9 protein-coding genes are annotated in these 12,776 nt (G+C 60.6%); all 9 read left to right on the top strand.

Translation table 11 applies throughout. From position 1 onward, the window contains the following. Nucleotides 1–3: 3 nt before the first annotated feature. The 9 genes from dhaL to CUJ84_RS25855 all read left to right on the top strand — a co-directional run bounded on the left by dhaL (nucleotide 4) and on the right by CUJ84_RS25855 (nucleotide 12,755). A complete protein-coding gene (dhaL, locus tag CUJ84_RS25905) occupies nucleotides 4–648 on the top strand; it encodes a dihydroxyacetone kinase subunit DhaL (RefSeq protein WP_105008559.1) in 645 nt (214 codons plus the stop codon). A 71-nt stretch (nucleotides 649–719) separates the two neighbouring features. Further along, entirely contained in the window at nucleotides 720–1,973 is a 1,254-nt protein-coding gene (locus tag CUJ84_RS25900) for an ABC transporter substrate-binding protein (RefSeq protein ID WP_105008558.1), read from the top strand. A gap of 193 nt (nucleotides 1,974–2,166) precedes the next feature. Next, complete coding sequence (locus CUJ84_RS25895; protein ID WP_027686177.1) at nucleotides 2,167–3,066, top strand: carbohydrate ABC transporter permease; 900 nt, start codon at nucleotides 2,167–2,169, stop codon at nucleotides 3,064–3,066. Continuing rightward, nucleotides 3,063–3,947 carry a carbohydrate ABC transporter permease gene (locus CUJ84_RS25890; RefSeq protein WP_199788852.1) on the top strand — a complete coding sequence of 295 codons (885 nt, stop codon included), beginning with the start codon at nucleotides 3,063–3,065 and terminating at the stop codon, nucleotides 3,945–3,947. The genes CUJ84_RS25895 and CUJ84_RS25890 overlap by 4 nt, the downstream gene beginning before the upstream one ends. A gap of 33 nt (nucleotides 3,948–3,980) precedes the next feature. Beyond that, a complete protein-coding gene (locus tag CUJ84_RS25885; protein WP_105008557.1) occupies nucleotides 3,981–5,501 on the top strand; it encodes a DUF5060 domain-containing protein in 1,521 nt (506 codons plus the stop codon). A gap of 20 nt (nucleotides 5,502–5,521) precedes the next feature. Further along, nucleotides 5,522–6,592, top strand: coding sequence for an ABC transporter ATP-binding protein (locus tag CUJ84_RS25880; RefSeq protein ID WP_105008556.1), 1,071 nt, complete (start codon nucleotides 5,522–5,524; stop codon nucleotides 6,590–6,592). A gap of 123 nt (nucleotides 6,593–6,715) precedes the next feature. Next, nucleotides 6,716–7,225, top strand: a complete 510-nt coding sequence (locus tag CUJ84_RS25875) for a GNAT family N-acetyltransferase (protein ID WP_105008555.1) — start codon at nucleotides 6,716–6,718, stop codon at nucleotides 7,223–7,225. 258 nt (nucleotides 7,226–7,483) lie between these two features. After that, a complete protein-coding gene (locus CUJ84_RS25870; RefSeq protein WP_105008554.1) occupies nucleotides 7,484–8,395 on the top strand; it encodes a protein-L-isoaspartate O-methyltransferase family protein in 912 nt (303 codons plus the stop codon). A gap of 3,280 nt (nucleotides 8,396–11,675) precedes the next feature. After that, the gene (locus CUJ84_RS25855) at nucleotides 11,676–12,755 is read left to right on the top strand and encodes a YihY/virulence factor BrkB family protein (protein ID WP_105009167.1); all 1,080 of its coding nucleotides are present in this window, start codon (nucleotides 11,676–11,678) and stop codon (nucleotides 12,753–12,755) included. Nucleotides 12,756–12,776 lie beyond the last annotated feature (21 nt).

Here is a 12,776-nt window from a genome sequence, read left to right as displayed (position 1 = left end):
TCGATGACGTTTACGACCGAAGACCTGCAGCGCTTGTTTGCTGGGATTGCCGAGGATATTGCGGCGGAACGAGATCGTCTTTGCGAGCTGGACGGTGCCATCGGCGATGGAGATCACGGCCTTGCCATGGATGCAGGCTGCCAGGCCGCGGCGAAAGCGGTCGGCGAACTTGACGCCGGAATTGCCCCGACAACCGCATTCAACATCGCGGCAAAGGCGTTCCTGAATGCGGTCGGCGCTTCGTCCGGCCCGCTATATGCCACGGCCTTCATGCGCGCCGGAGCGGCCGCCAAAGACAAGCAGACATTGAGCGATGACGACTTCCTCAGCGTCTTTGCGGCAATGGCGCAGGGAATCCAGGAGCGCGGAAAGGCCGAGCCCGGTGAAAAGACGATGGTTGACGCCTGGAAACCCGCGGCTGACGCGGCACTCGATGCCTGGCGGTCGGGAAAGCCCCTCCCCCAATGTTTTGAGGCCGCCGAGCGGGCAGCGCGGGCAGGCTGTGAAGCGACCAGCAACATGACGGCGGCCAAGGGACGGGCTTCGCGATTGGGAGACCGCGTGATCGGCCACATCGATCCCGGCGCCGCGTCCGCCGTCATCATCATCGCCGCCATGGCCAAATTTGCTCAGCGTCGTGATGGTTAGCTCGTCATACCAGTTGACATGTCGATGACTATCTGCAACAAGGGGCCCGGCTTTACAAGAGGAGGACGGTAATGCTGACCCTTTCTGCGAAATTGAAGACTGCCAGCCTCGTTGCGATCGCCGTGGCGTCACTATCGGCCACGCCGGTTCTTGCTGAAGACATCACGCTCTGGACCCTCAACTTCGACAATAATGCCGCCAATACGGCCTTGAAAAAGGTGGCCACCGATTTCGAAGCCGCAAACCCCGGAACGCATGTCGAGATCGTCCAGCGCGCCGTCGACGAGCACAAGACGGCCCTGCGCGTCGCTGCAGGCTCCGACAAGGGGCCAGACATTTACTTCAGCTGGGCGGGCCTCGGCCTCGGCGGCGAATATGTGAAGGCCGGCCTGTCCCTGCCCCTCGACAAGTACTATGCCGAGTATAAGTGGAAAGACGAATTGTTGCCCTCAGCGGCGGCTTTCGCCGACCTTTATCCCGGCGGCAAGCATGGCGTTCCCTTCACCTTCAAGGGTGAGGCCGTCTACTACAACAAGAAGCTTTTCGAACAGGCCGGCATCAAGGAAGAGCCGAAGACCTACGAGGAACTGCTTGCCGCGGCCGATAAGCTGAAGGCCGCAGGCATTCCTGCCTTCACGTTCGGTGGCACGGTCAACTGGCACGTCATGCGTCTCATGGACGTCATCCTCGAAACGAAGTGCGGTGCTGAAAAGCATGATGCGCTGAAGGCGATGACGCTGGATTGGACCAAGGAACCCTGCGCGGCGGAATCCTTCGCGGAGTTCGCCAAGTGGGCGAAGGACTATACGCTGCAGCCATTCATGGGCATCGACAACAAACAGTCCTACAGCCTCTTCACCGCCGGTCGTGCGGCAATGATGCTCGAAGGCGACTGGCTGGTCAGTCAGCTCGACGGCTCCGGCGCCAATCTCGACGACTACGGCATTTTCCCCTTCCCGACCAATACCGACCGTCTCTATGGCTTTGCCGAGTACAATTACATCAGCACCAAGAGCAAGAGCCCTGACGTAGCCGCGAAGTTTCTCGACTATTTCCTCTCGACCAAGGTGCAGCAGGATCTGCTCGGCCAGCTGAGTTCGACCTCCGTCAACAAGAATGTACAATATGCCAACCAGAAGCCGCTCGAGGCGGAATGGCTGGGCATCTTCCAGAAGTATGGCAAGGTGTACATGAACGGCGATCAGGCGTTCCCGCTCGACGTCACGACGGAGTATTTCCGCGTCATCAACGACGTTGCCTCCGGAAACACCGAGCCGGCCGACGCGGCCAAGCAGCTGCAGAGTTTCATCGCAAGCAGAACCTGATTCCTCCAAGGCGCCAGTCAGCCGATCCTCGTGTCGGCGGCTGGCACACCTTTTCATGAGCTGGCGGCGGCTTCACTGCCAGCGCATCGGCCCGAAATCGGAATCTATTTTCGGAAAGCACGATGCCTAGGTTCAAAGAGTTGGAGCGTCCTTTATGCGTCCGAGAGGACGCACGGCGCTCTGGGAGGAAAGCATGTCACTTCGACAGTCGACACATGATCCGCGCGTGCAAGCGCTCATCCTGCTCGTTCCGGCCCTGGCAATTTATGCCGTGTTCGCCCTCTATCCGATGCTCAATGTCGTCATCCTGAGCTTCCAGAAGTGGAACGGGCTGGATCCGCAGCGGCAATTTGTAGGGCTTGCAAACTACTCGGCGATTTTCACGAGAGATCCGGTTTTCTGGGTTGCCTTCCGCAACACCGTAATCTGGACCGTGATGAGCTTGATCTTTCCGCCGATGGTGGGACTGCTGCTGGCGCTCAGTCTCAACCAGAAGATATTCGGCCGCAATGGCCTCAGGGCCATCTTCTATCTGCCCGTCATCATCGCGCCGATCGCGGTGGCCACCATGTGGAAGTGGATGTACGATCCCTTCTTCGGCCTTTTCAGCCAGTTGCTCACCTCGTGGGGCATGCAGGGCTGGATCAAGGACTGGCTGGGCAACAGGGATATCGCCCTTTATTCGGTCTTCGTCGCCTATCTCTGGCAGACGGTCGGCTTCTCGATGGTCCTGTTCCTGGCGGGCCTGCAGAATGTCTCTCAGACACTCGTGGAGGCCGCGCGCATCGATGGCGCCGGCCGCTGGGCGGTGTTCAAGCATGTGACATTGCCGGCATTGCGCCCGACGATCACGATCGTCCTCGTTCTTTCCGTCATCTCCTCCCTGAAGGCTTTCGACATCGTCTACGGTCTGACGGGCGGCGGGCCGGCGCAGTCTACTCAGATGCTGGCGCTCTGGGCGTTCACGCAGGCCATGCAGATCTTCGATTTCGGACGAGGTGCGGCAATTTCTGTCGTGCTGCTGCTGATCACCATGGCCGTCGTCATTCCCTATCTGAGATGGACCCAGAAGCACGAGGAGGTTGAATCGTGACAGCAGTGCCGAGCGACCAGACCGCAGTGCATTTGCAGGTCGAACCATCGTCGATGAAGCGGGATCCCATTCTGATCGGCCTCTGGATCACGCTTGTTATCGTGGCGCTGGTCTGGGTCGCGCCATTCGTCTTCATCGTCTTCACCTCGTTGAAGACGCCGGCGGCGGTGACGGGCACGGGCGCCTTCGTGCCGCCAACCGATCTCGCTTTCGAAAACTACAGCGCTGCATGGAGCCGCGGCAACTTCGCAAGCTCCTTCTTCAACAGCGTCATTATAACGATCATCAAGGTGCCGCTCGGGCTGTTCCTTTCGGCGATGGCCGCCTATGCCCTTGCCAAGATCAAGCTGAAGATCACCAAGGCCCTGCTGCTGCTTGTGGTGTTCGGCACGATGATCCCCTTCCAGGTGATGCTTGCGCCGCTCTTTACCCTGGTGAATTCCCTCGGCCTGATCGACACCTACCCCGGCGTCATCCTTCCCTACATCGCCTTCGGCGTTCCCTATCAGGTCTTCATCCTGCACGGCTTCTTCAAGAGCATTCCCAAGGAGCTGTCGGAAGCAGCACTGATCGACGGTGCCAGCCACTTCATCATCTTCAGACGGATCTTTCTGCCGGTGTGCCTGCCCGTGCTTGCCGCACTGCTCATCCTCGACTTCGTCTCCACCTGGAACGAATTCGCCATGGCGCTGGTGCTGCTCCAGGATCAGCACATGTGGACCTTACCGCTCGGCCTGATGTCGTTTCAGGGGCAGTTCTCGAGCAATTACGGCCAGCTCAATGCGGCCATCGTGATGACCGTCCTGCCGGCGACGATCGTCTATCTCATCTTCCAGCGTTACTTCGTCTCTGGCCTGACCTCCGGCGCCGTCAAAGGCTAGCGACCACAAAAGCATTCACGAGGAGAATATTCTATGTCTGATGCAACAGTCGAAAAATGGGGCGTGTTCGAGGCCTCCTTTGATGGACCCTCCGGCGGAAATCCCTATCTCGACGTGGCATTCGATGCCGTGTTCACCCACAAGAGCCGCGAAGTCCGCGTGCCGGGCTTCTATGACGGCAATGGCACCTACCGCATCCGCTTCATGCCGGATAGCGAGGGCGAATGGTCGTTCCTGACCCGTTCCAAGACTGCTGCACTCGACGGCAAGGCCGGTGCATTGACTGCGACCGTGCCTTCGGCCGGCAATCACGGCCCGGTGCGCGTGCGCAACAAATTCCACTTCGCCTATGCCGACGGCACCCCGTTCCTGTCCTTCGGAACGACCTGCTACGCTTGGACGCACCAGCCGCTCGACATGCAGAAGCAGACCCTCGAAACCCTCAAGAAGGCCCGCTTCAACAAGATGCGGATGGGCGTGTTTCCGAAGGATTATCCCTATAACGTCAACGAGCCGCTGCACGCCTGCTTCGAACGCGGAGCGGACGGGAAGGAAGACTTCGACCGCCCGAACCCCGCCTCGTTCCAGCACTTCGAGAAGCAGGTCGCAGCACTCTGCCAGCTGGGGATCGAAGCCGATATCATCATCTTCCACCCCTATGACCGGTGGGGCTATGCCGACATGTCGGCCGAACAGGATTTTCGCTATGTCGAATATCTGGCCGCTCGTCTCGCCGCTTACCGGAACGTCTGGTGGTCGCTTGCCAATGAATATGATTTCCTCATCGATACGAAGCCGATGGAGCAGTGGGATCGCTTCTTCCACATTCTGGAAGAGAACGACCCTTACCAGCACCTTCGCTCCATCCATAATGGCGACGTGACGGCGAATTTCGACCATCGCAAGCCATGGGTGACGCACACCTGCATTCAGAACCCTGACGTCAAGCGGACGCAGGAATGGCGCGACGCCTACGGCAAGCCCGTCGTCAATGACGAGCCGGAATATGAGGGCGACATCCTGCAGTCATGGGGCAATCTCAACGCGCAAGAGCTCGTGCATCGCTTCTGGATCACCATGGCGCGTGGCGGCTATGCCGGTCATGGGGAAACCTATTCCCATCCTGAGGATCTGATCTGGTGGGCCAAGGGCGGAGAACTGCGCGGCGAAGCGTGGAAGCGCATCGCCTTCCTCCGGGAGCTCCTGGAAGCCGATGTCAGGCACGGCCTCGAGCCGCTCGGCATCATCGGCGAATGGCCCTGGTCTCGCGTGTCGGGCGCCCGCGACGGCGACGGCGATTTTCGCCTGATCTATTTCGGCGAGCATCAGCCGGTGATCTGGTCCACGGGCCTGCCGGTCGACGGCGACGATTATGATGTCGATCTCATCGACACGTGGGAGATGACGATCACGCCGGTCGAGAAGGTGGCGGCTCCCATTCCGCATCCGACGCGCCATGGCTCGGTCGTGCGCGGCGGCAAGCCGGACGCTGCCTTCGGCGTCAAGATCCCGCGCAAGCCGTACCAGGCGCTGCGCGTGCGCAGGAAGCGCTAGAAGATGGCAAGGGGTACGAAATGTCTGGCTTGAGCATCAGAAACGTCAAGAAGTCCTTCGGCACGGTCGACATCATTCATGGCGTCGACGTCGAGATCGCCGATGGTGAATTTACCATTCTCGTCGGTCCCTCCGGCTGCGGCAAGTCGACATTGCTGCGCATGATTGCGGGGCTCGAGGATATCACCGCCGGTCAAATCAGCATCGACGGCCGGGTCGTGAACAATCTGCAGCCGAAGGATCGCGATATCGCGATGGTCTTCCAGAACTATGCGTTGTACCCGCAGATGACGGTCTCCCAGAACATGGGATTTGCGCTCGAGCTCGCCGGGGTCAAGCGACCGGAAATCGAACAGAAGGTCGGTGAGGCCGCAGCAATTCTCGGATTGCAGCCGCTTCTCGATCGAAAGCCGGCTCAGCTGTCGGGCGGACAGCGACAGCGCGTCGCGATGGGCCGCGCCATCGTGCGAGATCCGAAAGTCTTTCTCTTCGACGAACCACTCTCCAATCTGGATGCGAAACTGCGCGTGAAGATGAGAGCGGAGATCAAGGCTCTGCACCAGCGCCTGAAGACCACAATCGTTTACGTCACCCACGACCAGATCGAAGCCATGACCATGGCTGACAAGATCGTCGTGCTCCACGGCGGTCGCGTCGAACAGATCGGCAGTCCACTCGAACTCTACGACCGACCACGCAACATCTTTGTCGCAGGTTTCCTCGGTTCCCCCGCGATGAACTTTCTCGAGGGGACGATTGACGGTGTCGGGACGCCTCTATTGTCGCTGCCGGGCGGTTCCCGTGTACCCCTCTCGCGGGCTCCGGCCAATTCCGCCAACAGACCGCTGACGCTGGGTATTCGTCCCGAAGACATCACCTTCGGCGGTGAGAACGGCGTGGATGCAGTCGTCAAGGTGGTCGAACCGACGGGATCGGAAACCCATGTCGCCGTGGAGCTCGAAGGCAGGGAGCTGACATGGGTCGTTCGCGAACGTGTCGAACTGGCTCCGGAGCAGCGGGTGAAGCTCTCTTTCGAAACCGCCAAGGTTCATTTCTTCGACCGGGAGACGCAGCAGCGCCTGAACGCCTGAAGACGACACGCCCGGAGTAGTCCGTCGAACGCGGAACCGGAATTTGCCCTTGCAGACGAAACGCTGACTTATACTCTCTAGCCTCGCCACCAGGCTGTTGGTCGAAGACGAGGTAGCCGAGACATGCACATTCGAAGAGCCGTCTCCGCCGACGCGGAGAAGCTGAGCAGTCTCCTGAACGAGATCATCCGAGCCGGCGGAACGACCGCACTCGAGACACCGCTTTCAGCTGCCGAGTTCGCGGACTGGTTCATCGATGGCGAGTTTCCTCTGACCTGCCATGTTGCAGAGCACGATCAGTCGCTCGTCGGTTTTCAGTCGCTGAGCTTATACGGCGACCCGCCGAAAGGTTTCGCCGACATCGCGACCTTTGCCCGCATGAACCCAAGGGCCGCGGGCGTCGGCACCGCTCTCTTCCCCGCAACCCGAGCGGCAGCGGAAGAATTCGGGCTCGAATTCATCAATGCCACCATTCGCGCCGACAACGTCAGCGGCCTTGGCTATTACGCAAAGATGGGCTTCGAGACCTATGATCGGCTGGTCCAGGTTCCGCTTCGGGACGGGACGCCCGTCGATAGGATCAAGAAGCGTTACAGAGTAGAGGCTGGGCACCACAAGAAACCCGACGCCTGAAACGTGTCGATGGCGCTGTGGGAGTGCTTGGCATCCAAGGGCTGGACCGGTTCAGCGTCGCCCGGTCCAATTCGCAGCCGGGGGAATATTAACCTCATGAAGAAACAGCATACTTTTCTGTAATGGAAGCGAATTAGCGACTAGCTTCCGTCACGAGTTTCCCTCTCCGAGAAGGCTATCCACCACGCATAGAGATCAAGCATCGGGATAGTGATGGAATTGGAGCCGCAAAGACGTAAAAAAGGAACAGGTCAAAGCATGCCGGGAGATTTGCCCATGCCGACTGCGATGTTCACGGCCGACGAACTGGCGGTGATCCGCCGCGCTTACGCCCATCAGGTGGTGGCAACCGCCGCAACGACGAACCCGCGGATCGAAGCTGCCTTTGCCACCGTCCCGCGCGAAAAATTCCTCGGGGCGCCGCCATGGCAGATCGCCAACCTGGGCGGAGGATATCGCCCCCTCCCCTCCTCCGACTTGGTTCTGGCCTATCAGGACGTGCTATTCGCCCTGCAGCCCCACAATGGTGTCAACAATGGCAGTCCCTCACTGCATGCCCGACTCCTGGCAGAGCTGGACATACGAATCGGCGATCGCATCGCCCATATCGGTGCCGGCACCGGCTATTACAGCGCCATTCTTTCGGAGCTTGTCGGCACTTCCGGTCACGTCTATGCCGTCGAGATGGATCCCGATCTGGCTGCCCACGCTCAAGCAGCGCTTGCTGATCGGGCCAATATCAGCGTCGTTAACGCCGACGGCAGTCAATGGCCGCAGCAAGAGGTGGATGCGATCTATGTGAATTTCGCCGTCGCGCGCCCCGCGGCACCCTGGATCGAAAGGCTGCGACCTGGAGGGCGTCTGGTGCTGCCACTCGGCGTACCGCGCCAGGACCGACCGCCGAAAGGCGGCCGTCATGCGTCCCATGGCGCTGCACTTCGTATTGAGCGCGGTGAGGGTGGATTTCCGGCGCGTTGGATCGGCACAGCCTATTTCGTCTGCGCCAACGGTGGATTGGCAATCGACGATAGCGAGATCGAAGCGCTGACCGCCGCCTTCAGGCGCGGCGGCATCGAGTTCGTCAAAAGCCTGCTCTGGAAGACGGAGCCGCGGATAGGGCGCTGCTGGCATATCGGCGACCAATGGGCGCTCTGCTATGACGACGCCTGAGCCATCAGCGCCGCTTCCGCAATACCGACCGCCCATCACTGCGGGGAACGGGAGTGCCGTAGCGCGCCGCGGCACTGAAGAGCTTGACGTCCCCGACGCCATCCTTCCTTCGACCGACGCAATCAGCTAGCCGTACTTCTGACCGACGATGACGTCGCAACGCCCAACAACCGGCGCAAGGCATGGGCGACAACGCGCTCAGAGCCCCACCCTCGAATCCAGCCATCTCGAAACCTAGTCTAGTCGAACCAGCGGCACCCTACCCTGCCCAGTGCTGGAGGGCATGGAATCAACATCCATCATCTCTCGGTGCCAGCAAGCGCGCGGCAAGGATCGGAGCCACGTTATACCGACTGAGATCGAGATCGGATTGGGCGTCGACGGCGTGTTGAAATGCTGTGGCCAACATGCGTCAGATATGGCGCACAACAGCTGACTTGATCGATTCCAATAGGCTGGCGCGACCCTGGCTAACGCACTCGGCGGCTGAGATCAGCAAGCGCGGCGACCGCGCCATCGTCGGTCGGCGGCGCTCTAGACGCGCGGCTTGCTCGCCAGCGACCTCACAAGGCACCACGCGCGGCCCTCCTGCTGGAGGCGATACGGAGGCCGCGGCACAAATCGGCGGCACAGACAACCAATCGCCGGCCCGAGCGTCCCTGATCTCGACACATCTCGCGAGGTCGGATCTGCACGAATGGAAGGTGAGGATGGCTGCCTGTCCGACGGCGAGTTGCCAGAATGACAAAAGCCCGGCGCGGGAGAGATGCGCCGGGCTTCGAAAGTGACCGACAGCCTGGGAGGAGACGTACTGTCCGTCGGACCGAAGCGGCTAGGAGGGGAAAGCGCTTCGGTCCATCACGAGGTAATGTCGCAATGCGGCAAATTCAAGCCTGGCGGCTGCGCGGATGTCGCAGACGAAGGGTCAGGTAAGTACCGCCCTAACTCGCACGCGATCAGGGCTAGACGAGGGGTTGTCCGCGGACAACTTGCTGCCAGTGATGCGGCGGAGGGAGTTCAACAGCTTTCAGCGGGCCGACCTGCTCCACACGAATTGATCGATGAGGGCAGGGGACAGCACTGCTGGTCCGCCAAGAACCCGGACGAGCGAATGGAGATTGCCTCGATGATCGACGACGATCCGCCCTGGAATCCACTTGCCCAACCCTTCGCCCGCTCCGAGCGTGGCCTCGCTTGTCTCCATCTGACTGAACTCGAATTGACCGAGATATCGAACAAGGCAATCGCTACGCTGGGCGATCTGGCGTCAACGACCAACGACGACCAGAACATCCGACCATCCGCCCACCACATGCGGATGCCGCCACCGGCTTTCCGCCATCCGCTGCATCATTCGAGGCCTCGGCCTTTGACCTGCAAAGTTCAGGAAGGAGGACCCATCGGCAGGCTTGGACGGACAAACCGATCGATGCCCCGCGGGCTGACACGCTGCTGATTTCGCCGCCGTCACCTACCGCCCTCTCTCCAGCCCCAGAGGCCTCGAAGGACAGTGCTGACCGCCGCCCCGCTTGCCCGATTTGCCCCGGCGTTGCGGCCGAGGCTTGGCCAAACAACCTCGGCCGGGCGACGGGCGGCCTCGATTACCGCCTAATCAAGGAGGCGCAAGAGCGACAAGGATGACGCCACCGCGGCGCCATGCCATCCTTGCCGCGAATCCCTTTCGGTGACCGAAGCCGCAGCCCGCATCTCTTCGAATTGGCAATGTTCTGCTCCTCCCTAAACGCCGGGCAAGTTCTTGGTATCGCGGACCTGTCCGCAGACCCGACAGAGATCCTCGAAACTCTTGGAGCCAAATGCGCCACGCCTGTTCGGCAAGGCGCATGGGACCGCTGCCCTACAATACCGGGCAGAGCCATCGAGGCGTCCGTATTGCCGCAAGTCCATGGCATCCATCAGCAGGGCGATATCAGGGATATTCTCCTGGCCGCGCGAACCAATTGCTGCGGAGATCGGCTCGGGTGCAAGCGACCTGACAGCCACCAGGTTGATCATCCGGTTGTCCGCGGACAACGGTACGGTCAGGCCACATTCGGCCTGCAAGGATTCACGTAATCGCCAGAGGGAAGACCGGAGAGTCGACTGTCCTCACGTCATTGAAGCTGCGCCTTCCGCGCGATAGCCGATCGACAGGACGGCTGTCTCGCTGCCACCGCATTCGGCTCTTCATGCGACCGAGCGGAAGGATCACGCGCCAGGGGAGGGGCTGCCTTGCGACCTACGGGATCGGCAGGTCACAGCCGAGGCTTTCCGACGCATCAGCTCATTGCGAACGGGTGGCCGCTGATATCGACCGGCAGTCCGTCAGCGCACATGACCCAGCGCCGACCATCGCCGATCTGCTATGGCAGGAGATGATCCTGCGCCTTACAAAGGGGTGCTGGAGATACCCGGCAATGAACTGCCGGAGCAGCGCTGCCAGTGACAGTCGGGGAGGGGCGCCGATGGCACGTAACGCCAGGCTGCGGGCTGACCGACGTCCGGAGCAGCGCGCATCCTGTCGCCACCGCCTTGCCACACAGTTGCTATCGCGTGGCGACTTGGCGGTCGCGATGCGCGTTCTGCCGATTACCGAGACGCTATCAAGCAACCACCGTGGCCATCGAGATCGCGCCCGCGGGCAGGGCACTGTCTCGGTCTCGGTCTCGGTCTCGGTCTCGGTCTCGACGACGCTTAGCCATGAGGCGCGGCGAGCGAGTGCAATCGGCTCGCAGGGGCAAACCTGGCATTTGCCCGTTGATAACGTAAACGGCTATTGCACGCCATTGTCACCGGCGCTATTGTTTTAGCGGGCTTGCTGCACAGCGCGTCGGCCGCAGGTGGCGGTCGCCGACAGGCGCTGGTATCGGATGGCAGCAGGTGGAATTCGGGTCCAAGTCGCGTCTCCGATATGAGTCGCGCAACCAATCTACCGCCTCGCGGCCGCCAAGCCGCCTTATCGGTAGACTTGTGAAAAAAACACCCAGCAACGCAGTAACGAAACTAAAGTCCAGGTTCGCTTCCGTAGCAGGAGACGATCGTCATTATATCAATGAGTTATAATTTTTAGAGCTACTTAAGATCCTTTGATTTAGGCGATACTGACCGCAGTGGCGGCGCGGCTTGACGAGCCCTCAATCACCCTTAAATCCCTGCCGCCTGACTCGACCGGGGGGAAGCGGACTGATCTCGGGCTCCGGCTTAAATGTCCGCAGGAAAGCAAGGGCTTGCATCCTTTAGCGGCACCCTGCGTTATCTCCGCACCAGATCGGAGAACATCCTCATGCCAGATGTACTTCACCTCAAGAAATTCCCCATTGCGGCGACAATGATGGCCGCCGCGATTGGCGTATTTGTCTTGATGCAGGCAACTGAGCGCAGGTTGGTCGCTCCTTCTGCGGATACCGGCCGCGCAGGTGACGATCATGGCCGCAGCGCCAGCACGCCCGAGGCCATCCCTCTCAGCGGCCTTCGCGACGTGTTCTGGCGCGTCTTCCACGAGGTCCTCGCCGACCGGGTCACGCTGATTGCCGCGGGCGTAACCTTTTATCTGCTGCTGGCGCTGTTTCCAGCCATGGCGGCTTTGGTATCACTCTACGGGCTGGTTGCAGATCCGGCCACCATATCCGAACATCTTCGCGAATTGGCCGGCCTCCTGCCATCAGGAGCGTTCGATCTTCTTGCCAACCAGATCAAGGAACTCGTCAATCGGCGCGACGCTACGCTCGGCATCACCTTCTTCGTCGGTCTTGGCATCGCCCTCTGGAGCACGCATAGCGGCACGCTGGCGATCTTCGACGCGATGAACGTGGCCTATGAGGAGGAGGAGAAGCGGGGGCTTATCCGATTGAACCTGATCGGCCTCTGCTTCACCTTATGCGCGGTGCTTTTGACGGTGGTCATGGTGGCGCTCGTCGGGATCATGCCCATTGTCCTCTCCTATCTCTGGCTCGATCAATTCAAGGAGCACATGGCCCTTCTCATGCGATGGCCGCTGCTTCTGCTGGTCGTCGCGGTGGCCGTTACATCAGTCTACCGCTTCGGGCCCAGCCGGGAGCCTGCCAAGCTGCGGTGGATGACGTGGGGCGCTGCTCTAACCACGGTCGCCTGGACCGCCATGTCCCTCGGCTTCTCCTACTATCTGGATCATTTCGCCAATTACAACGCGACATACGGCACGCTCGGCGCACTGATCGGCTTCCTCATCTGGATCTGGCTTTCCGTCGTCATTCTCATCATCGGAGGAGAGCTTAACGCCGAACTGGAGCATCAGACCGCGAAGGACACGACGACGGGAGCGCCGCTGCCGATGGGATCGCGCGGGGCCCATGTCGCCGACACTCTGGGCAAGACTATGAGCTGACCGCGATGATTGCTCCCCTCA

The sequence above is a fragment of the Rhizobium leguminosarum genome, from assembly GCF_002953715.1.
In the GTDB taxonomy this organism is placed as follows: Bacteria; Pseudomonadota; Alphaproteobacteria; order Rhizobiales; family Rhizobiaceae; genus Rhizobium; species Rhizobium leguminosarum_V.
Note: the sequence above shows the minus strand (reverse complement) of the source record. Positions and strands in the feature narration are given on the sequence as shown.

Coding starts and splice junctions, on each gene's coding strand:
- dhaL (WP_105008559.1), top strand. CDS start 4: ATGACGTTTACGACCGAAGACCTGCAGCGCTTGTTTGCTGGGATTGCC.
- CUJ84_RS25900 (WP_105008558.1), top strand. CDS start 720: ATGCTGACCCTTTCTGCGAAATTGAAGACTGCCAGCCTCGTTGCGATC.
- CUJ84_RS25895 (WP_027686177.1), top strand. CDS start 2,167: ATGTCACTTCGACAGTCGACACATGATCCGCGCGTGCAAGCGCTCATC.
- CUJ84_RS25885 (WP_105008557.1), top strand. CDS start 3,981: ATGTCTGATGCAACAGTCGAAAAATGGGGCGTGTTCGAGGCCTCCTTT.
- CUJ84_RS25880 (WP_105008556.1), top strand. CDS start 5,522: ATGTCTGGCTTGAGCATCAGAAACGTCAAGAAGTCCTTCGGCACGGTC.
- CUJ84_RS25875 (WP_105008555.1), top strand. CDS start 6,716: ATGCACATTCGAAGAGCCGTCTCCGCCGACGCGGAGAAGCTGAGCAGT.
- CUJ84_RS25870 (WP_105008554.1), top strand. CDS start 7,484: ATGCCGGGAGATTTGCCCATGCCGACTGCGATGTTCACGGCCGACGAA.
- CUJ84_RS25855 (WP_105009167.1), top strand. CDS start 11,676: ATGCCAGATGTACTTCACCTCAAGAAATTCCCCATTGCGGCGACAATG.